Annotated in this window: 19 protein-coding genes; 2 read left to right on the top strand and 17 right to left on the bottom strand. The window is 47.8% G+C overall.

The window, feature by feature from the left end; genetic code table 11:
- Positions 1-202 precede the first annotated feature (202 nt).
- The 8 genes from AC2TDN_RS19950 to pdhA form a co-directional block, all read right to left on the bottom strand.
- Positions 203-1,690: a glutamate synthase subunit beta gene (locus AC2TDN_RS19950; RefSeq protein ID WP_484689956.1), complete on the bottom strand. Its 1,488-nt coding sequence runs from the start codon at positions 1,688-1,690 to the stop codon at positions 203-205.
- 245 nt (positions 1,691-1,935) lie between these two features.
- Positions 1,936-2,427 (bottom strand): dihydrofolate reductase, encoded by a 492-nt coding sequence (locus tag AC2TDN_RS19945; RefSeq protein WP_482065836.1) that lies wholly within the window; start codon positions 2,425-2,427, stop codon positions 1,936-1,938.
- A gap of 40 nt (positions 2,428-2,467) precedes the next feature.
- Positions 2,468-3,424: a thymidylate synthase gene (locus tag AC2TDN_RS19940; protein WP_484689955.1), complete on the bottom strand. Its 957-nt coding sequence runs from the start codon at positions 3,422-3,424 to the stop codon at positions 2,468-2,470.
- A 59-nt stretch (positions 3,425-3,483) separates the two neighbouring features.
- On the bottom strand, positions 3,484-3,969 hold the full coding sequence (locus AC2TDN_RS19935; protein ID WP_484689954.1) for an acyl-CoA thioesterase: 486 nt from the start codon (positions 3,967-3,969) through the stop codon (positions 3,484-3,486).
- A gap of 112 nt (positions 3,970-4,081) precedes the next feature.
- On the bottom strand, positions 4,082-5,497 hold the full coding sequence (lpdA, locus tag AC2TDN_RS19930) for a dihydrolipoyl dehydrogenase (protein ID WP_482065833.1): 1,416 nt from the start codon (positions 5,495-5,497) through the stop codon (positions 4,082-4,084).
- 3 nt (positions 5,498-5,500) lie between these two features.
- Entirely contained in the window at positions 5,501-6,820 is a 1,320-nt protein-coding gene (locus AC2TDN_RS19925; protein WP_484689953.1) for a dihydrolipoamide acetyltransferase family protein, read from the bottom strand.
- 15 nt (positions 6,821-6,835) lie between these two features.
- A complete protein-coding gene (locus AC2TDN_RS19920) occupies positions 6,836-7,813 on the bottom strand; it encodes an alpha-ketoacid dehydrogenase subunit beta (protein WP_484689952.1) in 978 nt (325 codons plus the stop codon).
- 20 nt (positions 7,814-7,833) lie between these two features.
- A complete protein-coding gene (gene pdhA, locus AC2TDN_RS19915) occupies positions 7,834-8,901 on the bottom strand; it encodes a pyruvate dehydrogenase (acetyl-transferring) E1 component subunit alpha (protein ID WP_484689951.1) in 1,068 nt (355 codons plus the stop codon).
- Between the two features lie 289 nt (positions 8,902-9,190).
- Here pdhA and AC2TDN_RS19910 point away from each other — a divergent pair, with 289 nt between their 5' ends.
- Complete coding sequence (locus AC2TDN_RS19910; RefSeq protein WP_484689950.1) at positions 9,191-9,928, top strand: alpha/beta hydrolase; 738 nt, start codon at positions 9,191-9,193, stop codon at positions 9,926-9,928.
- Positions 9,929-10,008: 80 nt separating this feature from the next.
- On the opposite strand, the gene AC2TDN_RS19905 is transcribed toward AC2TDN_RS19910, so the two are convergent.
- Together AC2TDN_RS19905 and AC2TDN_RS19900 are read right to left on the bottom strand one after the other, a co-directional pair.
- Positions 10,009-10,497, bottom strand: a complete 489-nt coding sequence (locus AC2TDN_RS19905; protein WP_484689949.1) for a low molecular weight protein-tyrosine-phosphatase — start codon at positions 10,495-10,497, stop codon at positions 10,009-10,011.
- On the bottom strand, positions 10,497-11,135 hold the full coding sequence (locus AC2TDN_RS19900) for a trimeric intracellular cation channel family protein (RefSeq protein WP_482065983.1): 639 nt from the start codon (positions 11,133-11,135) through the stop codon (positions 10,497-10,499). The genes AC2TDN_RS19905 and AC2TDN_RS19900 overlap by 1 nt, the downstream gene beginning before the upstream one ends.
- 225 nt (positions 11,136-11,360) lie before the next feature.
- Between AC2TDN_RS19900 and AC2TDN_RS19895 the strand changes: the two genes are divergently transcribed.
- Complete coding sequence (locus AC2TDN_RS19895) at positions 11,361-11,999, top strand: thiamine diphosphokinase (protein WP_484689948.1); 639 nt, start codon at positions 11,361-11,363, stop codon at positions 11,997-11,999.
- A gap of 79 nt (positions 12,000-12,078) precedes the next feature.
- Here AC2TDN_RS19895 and AC2TDN_RS19890 read toward each other — a convergent pair whose 3' ends face one another.
- The 7 genes from AC2TDN_RS19890 to AC2TDN_RS19860 all read right to left on the bottom strand — a co-directional run bounded on the left by AC2TDN_RS19890 (position 12,079) and on the right by AC2TDN_RS19860 (position 20,264).
- Positions 12,079-14,052, bottom strand: a complete 1,974-nt coding sequence (locus AC2TDN_RS19890) for an endonuclease MutS2 (RefSeq protein WP_484689947.1) — start codon at positions 14,050-14,052, stop codon at positions 12,079-12,081.
- A 442-nt stretch (positions 14,053-14,494) separates the two neighbouring features.
- On the bottom strand, positions 14,495-15,271 hold the full coding sequence (locus tag AC2TDN_RS19885) for an MBL fold metallo-hydrolase (protein WP_484689946.1): 777 nt from the start codon (positions 15,269-15,271) through the stop codon (positions 14,495-14,497).
- Positions 15,268-15,450, bottom strand: coding sequence for a hypothetical protein (locus AC2TDN_RS19880; protein ID WP_484689945.1), 183 nt, complete (start codon positions 15,448-15,450; stop codon positions 15,268-15,270). Before AC2TDN_RS19880 ends, AC2TDN_RS19885 begins: the two co-directional genes overlap by 4 nt.
- Before the next feature lie 151 nt (positions 15,451-15,601).
- A complete protein-coding gene (locus tag AC2TDN_RS19875; RefSeq protein ID WP_484689944.1) occupies positions 15,602-16,462 on the bottom strand; it encodes a carbon-nitrogen hydrolase family protein in 861 nt (286 codons plus the stop codon).
- 25 nt (positions 16,463-16,487) lie between these two features.
- Positions 16,488-17,846, bottom strand: a complete 1,359-nt coding sequence (locus AC2TDN_RS19870; protein ID WP_484689943.1) for a HAMP domain-containing sensor histidine kinase — start codon at positions 17,844-17,846, stop codon at positions 16,488-16,490.
- Positions 17,843-18,541, bottom strand: coding sequence for a response regulator transcription factor (locus AC2TDN_RS19865; RefSeq protein WP_484689942.1), 699 nt, complete (start codon positions 18,539-18,541; stop codon positions 17,843-17,845). The genes AC2TDN_RS19870 and AC2TDN_RS19865 overlap by 4 nt, the downstream gene beginning before the upstream one ends.
- Positions 18,542-18,707: 166 nt before the next feature.
- Positions 18,708-20,264 carry an ABC-F family ATP-binding cassette domain-containing protein gene (locus AC2TDN_RS19860; RefSeq protein WP_482065820.1) on the bottom strand — a complete coding sequence of 519 codons (1,557 nt, stop codon included), beginning with the start codon at positions 20,262-20,264 and terminating at the stop codon, positions 18,708-18,710.
- Between the last annotated feature and the right edge of the window lie 53 nt (positions 20,265-20,317).

Below are 20,317 nucleotides of genomic sequence, written 5' to 3'. Positions count from 1 at the left end.
TGGAAAATTGGTGGAGTCTGGCCTTTTTTGAAACTGGTTTTCATCTTCCATATTTTCCAGCGCCATTTCATAACTATTCTGGCATCACCACTGGAATCCCCCATCTAATTCCGAGAGGCTATTCTAATAAACGAATGTGTTCCACAGCAAGAAAAGCGCCCGAGGGCGCTTCTCTTCTATCCTATTAACCTGTTATCGTTCATTAAGGAAGCATTGAAGTACCCATCAAATACTTATCTACCTCACGGGCTGCTTCGCGACCTTCGTTAATTGCCCATACTACCAAGCTTTGACCGCGACGCATATCGCCTGCTGCGAATACTTTGTCAACGTTTGTCGTATATTTGCCGTAAGTTGCTTTCACGTTCGTGCGGCGGTCTTGTGCAAGGCCAAGCTGCTCGATCAACGTCGTTTCAGGACCTTCAAAGCCTACTGCGATGAAAACGAGATCCGCAGGCCATACTTTTTCCGTTCCTGGAATTTCGCTATATATTTTACGTCCAGTCTCATCTACTGTACGCTCAATTTGAACCGTATGGAGCTCTTTCAGGTTGCCATTGCCGTCGCCGACAAATTTCTTCGTCAGTACGGAGAATGCCCGAGGGTCTTCACCAAATAGTGCTTTCGCTTCCTCTTGCGCGTAATCAAGCGTGTACACATTCGGGAATTGCGGCCAAGGGTTGTTTATGCTGTCGCGAACAAGCGGAGCTTTCGCATGCGTACCGAATTGCGTAACCGATTTGCAGCCATGACGCAGTGCAGTAGCCACGCAGTCCGTACCTGTATCGCCGCCGCCAATTACGATAACGTCCTTGTCTTTAGCGGAAATATATTTGCCGTCCTCAAGGTTGGAATCCAAATAGCTTTTGATCGTGCCATTCAAGTAGTCCATAGCCATGTGAACGCCGTTCAAATCACGGCCTTCCATTTCAACGTCACGCGCTCTAGTCGAACCGCCGCAAAGTACAACTGCGTCAAATTTTTCAACAAGCTCATTCGCTGTAATGTCTTTGCCGATTTCCGTATTGACAACAAACTCAACGCCTTCAGCTGCCATCAAATCAACGCGGCGCTGAACGACATGCTTCTCAAGCTTCATGGTAGGAATGCCGTAAGTGAGCAAGCCGCCAATGCGGTCTGCGCGCTCGTATACCGTTACCGTATGCCCCGCTTTGTTAAGCTGAGCTGCGGTAGCCATGCCGGCAGGTCCAGAGCCTACTACAGCAATACGCTTGCCTGTGCGTACTTTCGGAGGCTGAGGAACAACCCAGCCCTCGTCGAAGCCGCGATCAATAATGGCTTGTTCGATCGTTTTGATCGTAACCGCATCACCGATTAGGCCAACGGTACAAGATCCTTCGCAAGGCGCAGGACAAATGCGGCCTGTAAACTCAGGGAAGTTGTTCGTTTTATGCAGACGCTCAAGCGCTTCGCGCCACAACCCGCGATAGATCAAGTTATTCCACTCGGGAATCAGATTGTTGACCGGACAACCCGAAACAGAGCCTGCAAGTTCAATTCCTGTATGGCAATATGGCGTACCACAATCCATGCAGCGAGCTCCCTGCGTCTTTAGCTGCTCATCCGAAAAATGCTTATGAAACTCTTGCCAGTCTTTAATGCGCTCTAGCGGGTCGCGATCGGCCGGCAATTCGCGCTGATATTCCATAAAACCAGTAGGTGTAGACATGATCGCAATTCCTCCATCCATATTTCCCGTTAACCACTGTTACGATTCTCTTTCAAACTATATCGGGAATCCGTCAAATATTCAATATTAAACTTTCTCAAAAACGAATATTTTGTCTAAAGCACTCGATTGCTATTTTTAAACATCCTAGCATCCAAGTCCTAACGTCGTTAATGGATTATCCGTACAATCATTTGCACTTTATGACATATCGTTCGTCAAATGTTCGTGTCTAGCGAAAAAAGCTACATTTCACGCCGTTTGAACGTTTGAAACGTAAAAGCATATCGATTCTTTTCGTCGCTGGCCTTGCTATCGCTTTCCATGATCTGCCACTGCAACTCAGAGAACGCTGGAAAGAACGCATCGCCGCCTTCAATGATCGTATCTACTTCCGTCAGCAATATCGTATCCGCATAAGGCAGCATTTGTGCATAAATATGTGCGCCTCCTATTACCATCAGCTCATCATTTTTGCAAAGCTCAAGCGCTTCCTCAACTGAATGAACGATTTCACAGCCCTCTGGCTGAAAATTTTGCTGGCGCGTCAGTACGACATTCCGACGGTCAACAAGAGGCTTAGGAAGCGATTCAAACGTTTTGCGACCCATTAACACCGTCTTCCCGAGTGTCATCCTTTTGAAATAGGCCATTTCAGCAGGCAGGCGCCACGGCAGCTTATTTCCTATACCAATGGTACGATTGCGATCCATTGCAGCAATTAACGTAATTGTCATAGCGCAAACTCCTCTCTATCTCTCGAACAGCTTAGATCCGCTACACGGCTACCGGAGCTTTTATAGACGGATGCGGCTCGTAATCTTCAATGGTCAAATCCTCTACTGCAAAATCGAAGATCGTTTTTTTGTCAGCGTTAAGCTTCAGCTTCGGCAAAGCCTTTGGTTCTCGGCTAAGCTGAATGTTGATTTGGTCCAAATGATTCGTATAAATATGGGCATCGCCAAGCGTATGGATGAACTCGCCTGCCTCAAGGCCGCACTCATGAGCTATCATATGGGTTAATAAAGCATAGCTTGCGATATTGAATGGAATACCTAGAAAAATATCCGCACTGCGTTGATACAGCTGGCAGGACAGCTTGCCGTTAGTCACGTAAAACTGAAACATCGTATGGCAAGGAGGCAGCGCCATGCTTGGCACATCCTCTGAATTCCAAGCGGAGACGATCAGTCTCCTTGAATCCGGATTTTTTTTGATCGTCTCAACAACGTCCTTGAGCTGATCGATGGTGCTGCCTTGGGTAGTCTTCCAGTCCCGCCACTGCTTGCCGTACACATTGCCAAGCTCTCCAAATTCCGCCGCAAATGAATCATCAGTCAATATCCGCTGCTTGAAGAGTTCCATCTGCTCGTCATAGACTTTGGCGAAATCTGCATCCGATTGCGACCGAAGACCAAAATTCGTCATATCAGGTCCCGTATAAGACGCACTTTCGATCCATCTTTTGAACGCCCACTCGTTCCAAATGTTATTATTGTGCTGAAGAAGATAACGGATGTTCGTATCCCCTTGTATAAACCAAATAAGCTCACTGGCAATTAACCGAAACGGCACGCGTTTGGTCGTTAGCAAAGGAAATCCCTCGCTTAGGTCAAAGCGCATTTGATAGCCAAACGTCGAAATCGTACCAGTACCCGTACGGTCTTCTTTTTTCATTCCGTTCTCTAGAACGTATTTCAACAATTGCAAATAAGTTGTCTCGCTGTTGCTCATATCGTTATCGCCCCCCAATCAAGAAACAAAAATCAGAAAAATAACAACTAATTATATCATTATCCGCGTTGTCTGTCCTGCTTTCGTTTCTTTCTGAGCGCATGCCTCTCAGGCGCCGATGCATGAAGCCGCTTCTCCTCTTCCGTTTCCGGAATGACGGTCGGGACGACGGCGGGCTTGCCTTTCTCATCAAGTGCAACGAATGTAAAAAAAGCGGTAACTGTCGTTTTGCGAACAGCGGTAAATAAGTTCTCCGATTGTACAGACACGTACACTTCCATGGAGCTCCGATTCGTCCAAGAAACGAATGCCTCAACCTCAATGACTTCCCCTACCCGAATTGGCGCCACAAAATCAAGGCTGTCCGTCGAAGCGGTTACAGACTGCATGCGAGCATGCCGCATAGCTGCAATTGCTGCTACCTTATCCATATACTCCATCACTTTGCCGCCGAACATCGTATCGAAATGGTTGGTGTCCAAAGGGAAAATGAGCTGCGTCATAATCGTTCTTGATTCGCTTGCCAGCTTCGTCGTTTGTTCCATGCTTGCGTATGCCCCCTAATTTTCGATTGGTAGCTCTTGATGCGCAAAGAGGCCCCGCCGGCTGGTAAGCCGCGTGACCTCTAATAGCGCTAAACGATACATTTAGTGCGATTTATTTGATAAACGTGTGTATTGGATGGCCTAGTGCAACTTCAGCTGCATCAAGCACGATCTCACCAAGCGTAGGATGCGCGTGAATCGTAAGCGCGATATCTTCAAGCGTAGCACCCATTTCGATTGCAAGAGCAAGCTCAGCGATCATATTGGATGCCTCAAGGCCAATAATTTGCGCACCGAGCACTAGACCGGAGTCTGCGTCGGATACGAGTTTAACAAAGCCTTCGTTAGCGTTAAGCGACATTGCACGTCCATTGATCGCGAACGGGAATTTGCCGACTTTTACGTTATGGCCTTTGTCTTTTGCTTCCTTCTCACTGAGACCAACGCTTGCGCATTCTGGATCAGAGAAGCATACGGCTGGAACACATTTATAATCGATAACGCTTGATTGACCCGAGATTGCTTCCGCAGCAATACGGCCCTCATACATCGCTTTGTGCGCAAGCGCAGGTCCAGCAATGATGTCGCCAATCGCATAGATGTGCGGAATGTTCGTACGGCATTGCTCATCAACTTCAACTAGGCCGCGATCGGACAGCTTCACGTTGATTAGGTCAAGGCCAAGCTCGCCATCGGTATTAGGACGGCGTCCAACCGTTACAAGCAAGTAATCAGCTGTTACTTTTTCTTCTTTGTCGCCAACGGTATACGTTACCGTAACGTCTTTATCCGTTTGCTCAGCGCCTTTTGCTTGTGCGCCAGTAATGATATCCACTTTCGTGCTTTTTAGTTTCTTAGCAACGATGGATGACATATCTTTGTCAAAGCCCGGCAAAATAGCGTCGGAGCCTTCGATTACGGTTACTTTAGTACCGAATTTCGAGTACATTTGACCGAGCTCGATACCGATGTAGCCGCCGCCGATTACAACGAGGCTCTTCGGAATTTCCGGCAAGGACAATGCGCCTGTCGACGATACGATGCGGCCGCCGTAAGGGAATGCTTTAAGCTCGATTGGGCGTGAGCCAGTAGCGATAATACAGTTTTTGAAACGGTAGCGCGGCGCTTCTTGATCGTTGAATACGCGCGCTTCGTTTTCGTTAATGAACATCACTTCGCCTTGGAAATATTGGACTTTGTTTGCTTTCAATAGAGAAGCAACGCCGCCGGTCAATTTTTTGACGATACCCGCTTTAAACTCTTGTACTTTAGTGAAATCAACCTTCGCTTCGCCTACTTCGATACCGAAAGCAGAAGCGTGGCTGATTGATTCATATTGATGCGATGCGGAAATAAGTGCTTTTGATGGAATACAGCCCACGTTCAAGCATACGCCGCCTACATATTCTTTATCCACGATGAGTACGTTTTGACCAAGTTGAGCAGCGCGAATCGCGGCTACGTAACCGCCAGGGCCCGCACCAATTACTAGAGTGTCAATATCTAGGGAAGCATCACCTACGACCATGTCTTATACCTCCATTATGAACAATTCTGGTTGGCCCAGAAGTGTTTTGATGTAATTCATAAAGTTTTGTGCTGTTGCACCGTCAATGAGGCGGTGATCAAAGCTGAGTGAAAGAGCCATTACAGGAGCTGCTACGATTTCGCCATTGCGAACGATTGCTTTCTCCGTAATTCTGCCTGTTCCAAGAATCGCAACTTCAGGGAAGTTGATGACTGGAGTGAAGAACATACCGCCTGCAGATCCAATGTTCGAGATCGAAATCGTGCTGCCTTTCAGCTCGTTGGCAGCAAGCTTGCCGTCGCGACCGCGAGCAGCTAGATCACGGATGGAATCCGCGATTTTGAACAGGTTTTTACGGTCTGCATCTTCGATAACTGGAACGATTAGGCCGTTATCTGTATCTGTTGCGATACCGATATTGTAGTATTTGCGCAATACGATTTCTTGGTTTGCCTCATCAAGCGTAGCGTTCAAGATCGGGAACTCGCGGCAAGCAGCCACAAGAGCTTTCACGATGAACGGCAGATAAGTAAGCTTGGAGCCTTTTTTCTCGGCATATGGCTTATATTTGGCACGAAGTGCAACAAGCTCGGTGACGTCAACCTCATCCATAATCGTAACGTGCGGCGCTGTATACACCGATTTAGACATTGCATTTGCAATGATTTTGCGGATACCTTTGAACGGTACGCGCTCTTCTGGACGGTAAGCCGTTCCTGAAGCTGCTGCTGCTGGCTTCGCTTCCGCTTTAACCTCTGTGTTGCTTTGTTGTTCTGCTGCCGGAGCTGCATCGCTTGCAGCAACTGCTGCTGGAGCGCCGCCAAAGCCAGTCACATCATCACGAGTAATACGTCCGTTTTTGCCAGTACCGCCGACTTGAGTCAGGTCTACGCCCTGCTCGCGTGCAAATTTGCGAACGCTAGGCGTTGCAAGCACAAGTCCGCCTGTTGCTTTTGGAGCTGTCGTTGCCGCTGGTGCAGCAGGCGCTTCCGCTTTTGGCGCTTCTGCTGCAGGTGCAGCCGCTGCCGGCGCTTCTGCTTTAGGAGCTTCAGCAGCAGGTGCTGCTTGCTCAGGCAATTCGCCTTCCGCATCGATAATCGCAACGATCTCGCCTATGTGGCAAACTTGACCGTCTTTTACGAGCACTTCAAGCACTTTCCCGTTTACCGGGCAAGGTACCTCAACGATCGCTTTGTCGTTTTGAACTTCCATAATAATGTCATCATCTGTAACCGTGTCGCCGACTTTGATATGCACTTTGATGATTTCGCCTTCGTGCAAGCCTTCGCCAAGCTCAGGGAAACGATATTCGAATTTAGCCACCGCGTATAACCTCCTTTAAAAGTTTAGTACTTTTTGTACGGCTGCAGAGATACGCGCTACCGAAGGAAGCCACGCATCCTCTACTAGAGCAAACGGATATACGGTATCCGGTCCAGCTACACGAAGTACTGGCGCTTCTAGGTGCAGGATTGCTTTTTCATTGATTTGGGCAATGATTTCAGCTGCTGCGCCGGATGTTTTTTGTGCTTCTTGAACGACGATTGCACGGTTCGTTTTTTGGATCGAAGCAACGATTGTTTCGATATCAAGCGGAAGCAGTGTGCGAAGATCGATAACTTCTGCACTCACGCCTTGTTTTTCAAGCTCTTCTGCAGCTTTGACAGCTGTATGAACCATCAAGCCGTATGAAATGATCGTTACGTCTGTACCTTCGCGAACGACGTTCGCTTTGCCGATTTCAACGGTATATTCGCCTTCAGGAACTTCAGCCTTGAATGCGCGGTACAGGTTCAAATGCTCCATGAAGAATACAGGATCATTGTCGCGGATAGCAGAGATCATCAAGCCTTTTGCATCGTAAGGATTGGAAGGTATGATAACTTTGATACCAGGTGTTTGAATAGCAAGACCTTCAAGGGAATCCGTGTGCAGCTCAGCCGCTTTAACGCCGCCGCCGAAAGGCGTACGGAATACGATTGGCGAGTTGTAGCGTCCACCGGAGCGGTAACGCATACGAGCAGCTTGTACAAACATTTGGTCAAGCGCTTCATATATAAAGCCTACGAATTGAATTTCGGCGATTGGACGGAAGCCTTGCAGGCCCATCCCTACTGCCATACCTGCTAGTGCTGATTCGGCAAGCGGCGTATCAAATACCCGTTCTTCACCAAACTCATCCTGCAAACCTTCTGTCACACGGAATACACCGCCGACCTTACCTACGTCCTCACCGAAGATGACAACGTTTGAATCGCGTTTAAGTTCTACGCGCATCGCATCGCGAATTGCTTCCAACATATTCATTTGAGCCATGATCGTCTGATCCTCCTCTACTATTGAAAATCGGCCTTTTGCTCTTCCAGATATTGCGGTGTTGTTTCGAACATACTATCGATCAAGCCTGCTACAGTCATTTTTTCAACTGCTTCAGCTTTTTTGATGTGCTCATTAACTGTAGCTTTTGCTTCTTCTTTCACGCGGTTTGTGTCCTCTTCCGTCCACAAGCCTTTTTGCTCCATAAATTTGCCGAAACGAACGAGCGGATCTTTAAGTGCCCACTCAGCTTCTTCTTCTTTCGTACGGTATTTAGACGTATCATCCGCCATAGAGTGCGGACGGAAACGGTAAGTCAAGAGCTCGATCAGCGTCGCGCCTTCGCCATTGCGGCCGCGTTCTGCTGCTTCTTGTACGGCTTTGATAACGGCAAGCACGTCCATTCCGTCTACTTGAACGCCCTTGATGCCGGCTGCTACAGCTTTATGTGCAATCGACAAAGCGCCTGTTTGCTTAGCGTAAGGTGTCGTAATCGCGTAGCCGTTGTTTTGAACGACATAAATAACTGGCAGCTTGTATGCGCCAGCATAGTTCAAGCCTTCGTAGAAGTCGCCTTCCGACGAACCGCCATCACCGGTGTAAGTGATCGCTACACGCTTTTCGTTCTTTTTCTTAAATGCCATTGCAACGCCAGTAGCATGCAAAATTTGTGCGCCGATAATAATTTGCGGCATAAGCACATGTACATCCTGCGGAATATTTCCGCCTTGTTGATGACCGCGCGAATATAGGAATGCTTGGTACAACGGCAAGCCGTGCCAAACGATTTGAGGCATGTCACGGTAGCCCGGGCAAATGAAATCATCTTTGTTCAGTGCGTATTCGCTGCCGACCATCGATGCTTCTTGGCCGGATACTGGCGCATAAAAGCCGAGTCTGCCTTGACGTCCAAGGTTAACAGCGCGCTCATCCCAAGTACGGGTAAATACCATGCGGTACATAACTTCTTTTAATTGATCATCGGACAATTCCGGTAATAAATCCGGGTTGACAACTTCCCCTTCGAGTGACAAGACAGAAAGCGGAGTAACCGGTTCTGTTTGAACTTCGTATGGCAATTTGCTCATTTTGAACGCTCACCTCAATCGAAATATTTGAAAAACATTTACCTCTGTTATAGAATTATTATAAACCTGTTTAAGAAAATGGTCAAAGCAAAAAACAAAAAAACCGTTGTTTTTTCGCCGATTCTCATCATTCTCTTAAGAAATTGTATATGCTACAGTCTTAATATTTTAGTATAACAGCATAATACAACAAGCTAGAAATAGATGCGATTCCCTTGATTGCCTTTCTATTGTTTACCCACATCAGAACCATTCCATTCAACTATTCCAATCATAAGGAGAGAAAGAAATGACAGATGACCGATATTTAAAGAGAACGATTGTGAAGGAGACGGTGCCAAGCCGCTATTTGCCCGAGCAGGCTCGCAATTTACGCATATTTCTTCCGCCTGGCTATAATGAAGTGCTTAGCTATCCTGTCGTGTACTGCCAAGACGGAGAAGACTTTTTCAACTTTGGCAGAATTGCGACTACCGCCACGCGGTTGATTTTGGACGAGGGACTTGAGCCCTTTATCATCGTAGGCGTCGACGTGGACAAAAAGCTTCGTACGGAGGAATATACCCCTGACGGCAACCGGCATGATGCTTACATTCGTTTTTTTGCAGAGGAGCTTATACCATTCGTAGAGGAAAAGTATGCCGTTCGTCAAGAGCCCGAGCATCGGCTGTTAGCGGGCGATTCATTAGGCGGCTCTGTTTCCTTGCATTTGGCGCTGTCCTACCCCCATCTCTTTACCCGCGTCATGTCCTTGTCCGGCGCCTATTATGGCGTTTCACAAAATATCATTTCAGCAGCAGGCGACCTTAGCTGGCTCACGATCTACATGATCGTTGGACTGCAGGAAGATGCATACGAAACCGATCGCGGCATCTTCGACTTTGTCGCATTGAACCGCAATGCAAAGGCACTCTTGGAGCTGAAGCAAGCGACGATCTTCTATGAAGAGAAGGACGGCAAGCATCAATGGGGCTTCTGGCAGAAAGAGCTAGACCGCGCGATTTCCTATTTTATCGAGGTTGAGTAAAGAAACAAAGAAGAAGCTGTCTGATGGCTCCAAATGGAGACTGCAGACAGCTTCTTCTTTTATTTAACTAATATAAAATTTTAATTAAGATTCATATCCGCTCGAACCCGCTTAAGCAGCTCCTTGCAGCCGTTTTCTACAAGCTCAAAGACGAAAGAAAAATTGCCATCGTAATAAGGATCTGGCACATCAGTCATTCCTTTATCAGGCAGAAGCTCCATAAACGCAAACAGACGTTCATGCTCCCTATCATCTTCCGTATCGCTTATCAGCTTCCGCACATCGCGCAGGTTATTCGTATCCATACATACGATATAATCAAATGCTGCAAAATCACGAGACGTTACTAAACGGGCTTTCATTCCTTGGTGCGCGATCTGGTGCTGGTCGAGCAGCTTCCGCGTACCCTCATGAGGCGGATGCCCCAAATGCCAGTCGCCTGTTCCTGCTGAATCAACCTCAATCCGATCCGATAACTTCGCTTGCTCCACTTGATGGCGCATAACCGCTTCTGCCATAGGAGACCTGCAAATGTTGCCTAAACAAACGAACAATATGCGAGCATTCATCAGTTGCCTCTCTTCTGCTGTTCATCAGCTGTATTAATATGAAGCGAGCGACGCGGCAGCTTCCACTTGTAATAAACGGACAGCATGCGGAAGACGATGATAACGACAAATAAAAATAATAGCTCCAAGTTTGATTTAATCCACCCGAGTCCGATTACTAAACCTGCGAGCATCGCCCATACCGCATAAATTTCATCCTTAAGCACAAGCGGCTTTCGTCCAGCAAGCACGTCGCGGATTATACCGCCGCCAATTCCCGTTAGCATCGCCGCAACGAGCACTGCGCTTAGCGGATGCTTCATCTGCGTAGCGTAAAGAGCACCTTGAATCGCAAAGGCCGATAAGCCGATCGCATCAAAAAAAGCTTCACTCCGCCGCCACCGCTTAATCCATACCACTGGCAGCACGAAGGCAATCGTCATCGCGATAATCGCGATTTTCAGCAAATAGCCCTGGCTCCAAAGTGAAGTTACCGGCATGCCGATCAGCAGATTTCGTACTACACCGCCCCCAAACGCCGTCACTAAGCCTAGCACGAATACGCCAAGTATGTCGTACTCTTCTTCCATCGCAACGATTGCTCCGCTGACCGCGAATGCAATGGTGCCGATAATACTGAAAATTCCAAAGATGTCCATACTCACAGCTGTAGCTCCTCGCTTCCCGTCCATGTACCTGCCCAACAAGCCGGTACTTTCCTTCACCATTTTAGCTGGGTGGATGCGGTTTCGCAACGACAAATTTCGGGGTAATCTTAGGCAGCTAAAAGAGCATTATTCAGTTTCCTCTAGTTTTTATTAAAGCATTAGCTTTATACTTAATAAATTGAAATCGATTTTTCCATGGAGAAAGGATACATCTTTATGCAGCCACGCATCGTCATTTGCACAGGCGGCCAGTTAGGTGCCTGGGCTCTGGAACATATTAAAGCCGATGATTTGCTCATTGGAGCAGACAGCGGAGCACGCTTTCTTATTGCGCAGGGATTCCGTCCCGATGTTGCAATCGGCGATTTTGATTCGGTTTCCGAGGAAGAGCTGCTGGAAATCCGCAGGAACAGCGGTCAAACGATTGCATGCGATCCTATTGACAAAAACTACACCGATACAGAAATGGCGGTACGTCTCGCCTTGGATATGCATCCCCGTGAGCTTGTCATGCTCGGAGCGCTTGGAACGAGGTTTGATCATTCGCTTGCGAATGTACATCTGCTTGCGCTGGCAGCCAAGCAGCAGGCTCGCGCAACGATTATCGACAACCATAACAAAATTTCACTTGTAACGGATCAACTCACTATCGAACAGCTTGGTTATCCCAACGTTTCTTTGCTCCCGCTCACGATGCTGGTAGAAGGCATTACGCTGACCGGCTTCCAATACCCGCTGACTGATGCTGAGCTAAACATTGGCCAGTCGCTAGGCATCAGTAATGTTTTGCTGTCGCATACAGGTAAAATTGTAATACGCGAGGGAGCATTGCTTGTCATCCAGAGCCGCGATTAACTACATACAATGAAACAGCCGAGGCATTCTGCCTCGGCTGTTTCTTGCTGCTATCGATTTCCTTCCCTCTTGAAGACCCCTAATAGATATCTTCCTCAGGCGTTACAATCGTTAGTCCGTCCACGTGCTTTCGATTCATCAGCTTGCGTGCTTTTCTATTTTCCACCGATTCAAATACGATATCCAGATCATACTCCTCTCCCGGGTATAGCTTTGTTTTGGCGATATACAGCTTAATTCGCTTATGGTTGAACGTAAGCTTCTGGCCCTGTACCTGTACGATGACATTCCCTCGTTCATCGGCTGGTCGATACACGACACCCATTCTCTTTAACGGATAAACCCATACTGCATCTCCCTTCTCGAAAGGCTTCACCGTTTTTTTGACCTGAACAGCTTCATCATTAGCACCCGTTTGTTTAAAGGGTCTAGTATGATTGAGACCTACGCTTGATCCCATTGTTGACGACTGACCGTCCACCGGATTGTCCGGAAACTCAATCTGCATTTCAGTTGAATTAGCAGACACCTTCCGCACTAACAGCTGCTCCGCACGCTGCATGACCACTTCCGGCAATCCAAAGCGCCTTGCTATTGCGAAAGCATGACTTTCTCCTGCCTCTCCCATTTCTAAGCGATAGAGTGGCCTCAGCGTATCTGCGTCAAACGCCATCTTCCCATTTTGACAGCCTGCCGTACGAGAAGCGAAGGCTTTGATTTCGTTAAAATGAGTCGTAGCCGCAGCGAGCGCCTCTCTACTTAGCAGCTGCTCCAATAAAGCGATTGAGAGGGCGATCCCTTCGGTTGGGTCAGTCCCGGCAGCCAGCTCATCAAGCAGCAGCAATGCTCGCGGCCCAGCCGCATTCATCATTTCCTTTAGAACTGTAATATGAGAGGAGAACGTGCTGAGCGATTGTTCCAAACTCTGACCATCACCCACATCCGCGATCACATGCTCGAATATGCCGACCTCGCTCCCTTTCCCTGCCGGCACTAGCAGACCTGATTGCACCATGAGCACAAACAAGCCAATTGTTTTTAAGGTTACGGTTTTGCCGCCTGTATTCGGGCCAGTAATAATAAGCTGCTTCCAGCGATAGCCTAGCTCAACATCCAAGGACACGCTGCTTTGGCCTAATAAAGGATGACGAGCGTTAAGGAGACGAATGACGGGCTTATCGGATAAATTTATCTTCTTCCCATCATAGGATCGCGAAAGCTTAGCGCGAGCGGTAATAAAGTCAAACGAAGCCATCGCCTCTACGTTGCGATGCAGCTCATAGGAGAACGATTCTGCAAGCTCGGACAAGCGAGCTAATATGACGGTGCGTTCTCGCTCCTCCTCGGCTTTCCACTGCTGCAGCTCAACCTGAAGCTCGGCAACATCAACAGGCTCGACGAACACCGTCTGGCCGCTTGCGGATTCATCCCATACAGTGCCGGGCACTTGCTTGCGCAGCTCCCTTTTCACTGCGATTACAAATCGGTCACGGCGCTTGCTGATGACTGGCTCCTGCAGGGAAGATCGATATTTGTTTAACGCATGCTCCATCTTTTTCTGAATTTTATCCTCGGAGGCATAGATATGTCTGCGAATGTAGGCAAGATCTGCGCTAGCTTGATCCGTCAATATACCGTACCGAATGCAGCGGTTCAGCTCCTCCCTAAGCGCTGGACAATCATGCATCGATTCGGCATACGCCGCTATCGTCGGCGCGATTTCACGCTTGCTGTTCATATATTTTTTCATTTGTGAAACAGACGTCAGCCAGATAGACAGCTGCTCCAGCTCCTGCTCGTTATAAATTCGTCCTTTTCCGAGCAGCGCGAGAAAAGGGTCGATGCCATCCATTGCAGATAACGGAATACTAGCTCCGCTTTCAAGCAAATGGGCCGCCTCTTCCGTTTCGGTCAGCCATGCTTCTACTTGCCGCTGCTTTGTGCTGGGCTCGAGCCGTTCAGCCAATACCCGGCCTGCCGGCGATACCGTGAAGCTCACTACTCCTGCCTTTACCTTGTCAAACTCTAATCTTTTCCACGATGCTTCATTCATCTTTCGTGCCTCCTCTAATTCTGGGTATAAAAAAAGACAGGAATAGAACGCGGGCGCGTTCCACTCCTGTCTTGATCGACATATGCTCCAATACCGCTTCCATCGTTAACGAGATCGTTAGCATGAAAACGGATATAAAAAAAACCGCGCTGCGAGAGCACGGTGATTGGGCCGCTGTCGAATAACTTCAGGCGGAAATCCTCATGTCCTTAACTCTTGGCGCCAGATCACGAAATAAAGCCTTGCCGCTGAGCGCATTTTTGCACTAAGCATACGTCGCAAGACCATCGATCATCTGACTATATCCAATTTATGAGTTAAAGACACCAGCAAACATTGAAATTTCCCCTTTAGACACATATAGTGGTAAAAAAAAGGTTACTCCAATAATGTACAAAAAAGACAAGCCAATTGTCAAGCGATTACCAGTTATTCATTGCATTCAAATGGTGATGCTCATACCCGTGCGGGCAAATTCCACTCGCTCCGGCAGGTCATACTCTCTACGAAGATCAATGTCATGAGACATGTGGGTAAAGATCGTCCGCTTTGGTTCCCATTTCTTAACAAGCTCGATCGCTTCAAGCACGTCATAGATGGATCTAGTTTCATAAGCGAATGGCTCTTGATAGAAGCTGGTTCCGAGGACAAGCAAGTCCAAATCAGCAAGCGGCTGCTGCATTTCCTCCGTCAAACCGATGGAATCCGAGCAATAAACCCAATTGCAGTCCTTTTCCGTATGTTCGAAACGAAATGCGTAGGCATAGCCGTTTTTTCCGTGGTTGACGCGCCAACTGGATGCACGCCATTTGCCAAGTATAATCGGCTGATCGAAGGATTGAAAATCAATTTGATTGCTAAGCCATGGGAAGCGGTTCAATATCTCCCCAATCACTTCCGAGGGCGCGATGGCTTGTCCCTTCTTCTCCGTCCAGCGGCAAGCATCTGCCCATTCCACAAGTCCACCAATATGGTCAAAATGAGCATGCGTGATCAGCAGCGTATCAACTGACCGCAATTCCGCCGCTTCTAACTGCTTCGAGAAATCCGGTCCGCAATCGATCCATACCGTACCCGCTTCCTGATCCTCAATCTGTAACGATGATCTTAAACGTCGATTTTCGTTCGTAGCCCGCGCCTCCGTGCAGACCTCGCAGTCGCAATAAACACGAGGAACGCCCATGGAATCACCAGTACCTCTAAATATAAGTTTCGTCATAGCGGAAGAAGCTCTAGCTTGTCAGCAGCGCGATATACATGAATGGTCTCGTCCTCAAGCGGTTCCCGCCATAGCTCGTACGCCAGTACCTCCTCAGGAGGGAAAATCGTTTTCAATAGCTTATGAAATGAACCAAAATATTTGTCTTCAATCGAGCTGATACGATGATAAATAAGCATGATCTTTATCCCCTTTGTTGAAGTTGAAATGGATCTGTAAAATGATAATTCCGAATAATGGCTTTAACCGGCTTCCCTTCAACAAACAAGTATAGATCTTTGCGCATAGCGGTCCACCCTTCTCATTTACAACAACAAGCAGGATCGCTGATTACTGCCAATCTGTGTACAAGTCGGTACGACGGTCCCGCCAGGTCGTTACCGAGCCTTTTGTCCTTACTTCCGCGAGCAGCGCTAGATCGAGATCGGCAACGACGAGCATATCCTCATTGATAATCCCTTCGCTCAAAATGCCAGCTGGAGGAAACGGAATGTCATTGGGGGCAATAATGGCCGCCTGGCCAAAGTTTGCACGCATCAAATCGACTTTGCGGAGTGAGCCAACTGTACCTGTTGTGACAATATAGATTTGATTTTCAACAGCTCTGGCATGACAGCAATATCTGACGCGATAAAAGCCATGCCGGTCATCCGTACACGAGGGGCAAAATATAACATCTGCTCCCTTCGCGCGGGCCATTCGAACGATCTCGGGAAATTCAATATCATAACAGGTCAGCATGGCAATTGTACCGTATGCAGTGTCAAACACTTCAAGGCCATCGCCAGCCGACATATTCCAGCCTTCTATCTCTGAGGGCGTAATATGAATTTTATGCTGAACGTCGATTTTGCCATCCGGATGAAAGAGATGCGCAGCATTCCGAAGTGTACCATCAGCAGTCTTTAAGACATGCGTGCCGCCAATAATATAAACAGCGTATTCAGCTGCCAAGGAGCGAAACAAGTGCAAGTAGTCTTCCGTGAAATCGGGAAGCCGATCAATCGGAAGCGCCCTCCCCTGCTCATCTCCGATAGACATTAATTGTGTCGTAAAAAACTCGGGGAACAAAACAAATTGAACCCCGTATTCCGAAGCATTTCGCACATAGTGCGTCACTTGCTCGGCGAATTGCTCAAATGAGCTAATATCAGCAAGCTTATATTGAACTGCTGCCGTGCGAAACTTCAATTTTTGCAGCCTCCATCACAAAAAGTTATTGTTTCCTCTGCTTGAACTGCAGCGTAATCGTCGTTCCTAAATCCGGCAAGCTGAATATGTCAACTTTGCCTTCATGCAAGTCAACGATCCGCTTGGCAATCGACAGACCAAGCCCGACTCCGCCGGTTGCGCGGCTTCTAGCACCGTCTACGCGGTAAAACCGTTCGAACAGATGCGGAATTTCATTTTCAGGTATGCCCATGCCTTTATCCTTGACCTCGATTTTGACAATATGCCTAACGAGCGTAATCGTCACATCTATGGGGTCCTTCGAATATTTAATGGCATTGTCCAGCAAAATAACGAGCAGCTGCCTGATTTTGTCCTTGTCACCGACCATGCGCACGACCTTAGACATCGCTTTTACGCGAATAGGACGACCGAAGGTCGTTTGAAGCATCGTCGCAAGCTCATCAACCACCTGCACAACGTCGAACAGCTCCTGACGCAGCCAATCCTCCTGCTCCGCTTCGGCAAGCATAAGCATCGATTTCGTTAAATTTTGCAAACGGTTAGCTTCCTTATCGATCGCCTCGATCGCTTCATTGCGCAAGCTCTCGTCATCGCGTCCCCAGCGCTTGAGCATTCCCGCATAGCTGCTAATAACGGTAAGCGGTGTCTTAAGCTCATGCGAAGCGTCCGCTACGAACTGCTTCTGCTTTGCAAAGGTGCGATCAAGCCGCTCAATCATTTGGTTGAAAGCGCGAACGAGCTGCAGCAGCTCCGCGGATTCTTCCTTGCTGCTCAGCTCAATTTGTCTGAGCTTGCCGCTGCGATCGATTTCCCGCATCGTATTCACCATCTGTTGAATCGGAGCCGTCAATCTGGAGGTAAACCAATACGTACCGAATATGGCGAACAGGATTGCGCCTCCGCTTGTTACGCTAAGCGCAGCGACCAGCACCTGCAGGTAATTGTCCAGTTCGTCCAATATCCGATTAACCTCGAGCATCGCAATGACGCGGTTCCCGTCATATAGCGGCACGCGCATATACAAAATACGCTCTCCGCCCTTCGTAATCATCCCTGTGTGATGATGGGTCTCGAAGGTCGCCGGAAGCTCCTGAAGAAGCTCGTTTGAGCCCGTAATATTAACGACTCTGTTATTAGGCGCAATGATGCGAATCATTTCATTTACATTGTAGTACTCATTGAGCAGCTCCGGGTAATTTAACCCTCGACCGCTCTGTATTCGGGGATTCTCAAGCATGAGATTCACCTTGTTGGCAATAACCTCTTCTTCGCTTTCTGTCGTTATTTTGATCACATAAAAATAAACGAAAATATTGAACAGAATCAAAATAAAGATCAGCCAAAAAATCGTAAAAAGTGTGAACCGTTTGCGAAGTGTCATGCATCCGGCTCCTTTATCATATAGCCTACTCCGCGTACCGTATGAATGAGCTTATGCCGGTAGCCCTTGTCCAGCTTTTGGCGCAAATAACGAATGTAAACGTCGACGAGGTTCGTTTCCCCAATAAAGTCATAGCCCCAAACCTCTGATAATATATCCTCGCGCGATTTTTCATCGTTCTTGTTCTCAACAAGGTAAACAAGCAGCTCAAACTCGCGCGGCGTCAGTTCGATTAAGAGATCTTTCCGAAAGACTTTGCGCGTGCGCAGCTCAATCGTCAGATCTCCGACCTTAATCATATCTGAACCTTCCGCTTCCTTAGGGTACTGCTGGAATATGCGCAATATGTTGCGCACGCGCGCAAGCAGCTCTTCCATTGCAAACGGCTTCGTTATATAGTCATTGGCTCCATGCTCGAAGCCGCTAACTTTATCTGGCACAGTATCCCGTGCAGTCAATAATATTATCGGTACTGGATTGCCGGCTTGACGCAATAATCTCAGCACTTCAATGCCACTCATCTCAGGCAGCATGACGTCTAGCAATACTAGCTCCCAATCGCCTGTTGATGCCATTTCATAGCCTGTGCGCCCATCTGCCGCAGTCCCCACGGTATAACCTTCATGCTCCAGTTCAAGCTGCAATATACGGGAAATGCCTGTTTCGTCTTCTACGACAAGAATACGTTCCTTCATCCTAGAGGTTCACCTGCTTCCTGTTGTAAATAATCTCATGTCATCATGCAAAATAGATGTTCTTTATAAAAGAACAGTTAATTTCATCATAATGAAGACGTTTCGCAAATGCAAGCAAGCCGATCTACAGAAAAAGTAGACCGGCGATTGCTGACCGTATAAAGGATCACTTCTGCGTTTGCATCGACCAAGCTTCTACATCCCAAGTTTTGGTCACCCAATCCTCGTAGAAATCAGGCTCATGTGAGACAAGTACTACTGTGCCTTTATAGGCTTGAAGTGCCCTTTTCAACTCTGCTTTGGCAACGACATCCAAATGATTCGTTGGCTCATCGAACAAGATCCAGTTGCTCTCGCGCAGCATCAGCTTGCAAAGACGAACCTTCGCCTGCTCACCGCCGCTAAGCTGATTAAGCGCACGAGTAATATGCTCATTTTTCAATCCGCAGCGGGCAAGTGCAGCACGAACCTCATGCTGGTTCATAAAGGAAAACTCATCCCATACGTCATCCAGAGGGGTCATCGTCGGAGCTTTCGCTTCTTGTTCAAAATAGGCTGGACTCAAGTAGTCACCGAGATAGGTTTTGCCATCAAGCGCCGGAATAACGCCGAGTATCGTCTTCAAGAGCGTTGATTTGCCGACACCATTGCAGCCTACGATTGCAATTTTATCACCGCGCTCAATAACCATATCCATCTTAGGCAAAAGTGGTTTATTGTAGCCAATCACCATGCCTTCCGCTTCAAAAACAGTTTTGCCGCTCGTTCTGGATTCTCTAAAGTTAAAGGTAGGCTTCGCCGCTTCTTCGGGTTTATCGATCCGGTCAATGCGATCCAGCTGCTTCTCCCGGCTCTTGGCTCGGCCCGATGTAGAGGCACGCGCTTTGTTTTTATTAATAAATTCCTCTTGCTTCTTAATGTAATCCTTCTGCTTCTCGTAAGCATCGATATGCTGTGCCTTATTAAGATCCGCCATTTCAAGAAATTTCTCGTAATTGGCCGAATAACGCGTCATCTTCGTAAATTCAAGATGATAGATCACGTTGACGACCTGATTCATGAAGCCCGTTTCATGAGAAATAAGAACAAAGGCATGCGGATAATTTTTCAAATAGTTGGTCAGCCAGTTAATATGCTCTTCATCCAAATAGTTCGTAGGCTCATCGAGCAATAGTACCCCTGGCTTCTCAAGCAGCAGCTTGGCGAGCAGTACCTTCGTCCGCTGTCCACCGCTGAGCGCCGTCACGTCACGGTCAAGGCCAATGGCATTAAGGCCTAAGCCGTTCGCCATTTCATCAACCTTTACGTCGATTAAATAGAAATCGCCTATCTCAAGCTCTTCTTGAATCTCGCCCATCCGAATAAGAAGCTGATCAAGCGTATCTGCGTCGGCATCGCCCATTTGTGCAGCAATGCTGTTTAGCTCCTCTTCTAAAACGAGCATGGGCAGAAATGCATCCTTCAGCACGTCGCGGATCGTTTTGCCCGCTTCAAGCTTCGTATGCTGGTCCAAGTAACCGTAACGAACGCGTGGCGTCCATTCCACCTTGCCCTCGTCTTTCAATAGCTTGCCTGTCAATATGTTCATAAGCGTCGATTTTCCTGTACCATTCGCGCCAACCAGCCCTACATGCTCCCCGGCCAGCAATCTGAAGGATACATTTCTAAACAATACCCGATCGCCAAACGTATGTGATAATTGCTCTACTGTTAACAAACTCATTTGTCTTTTATCTCCATTCATGTATACACCTTAATGAAAGCTTGCAACGTTCT

The sequence above is a fragment of the Paenibacillus sp. Y660 genome (assembly GCF_057221575.1).
This window is presented reverse-complemented; position numbering and strand designations above follow the sequence as displayed.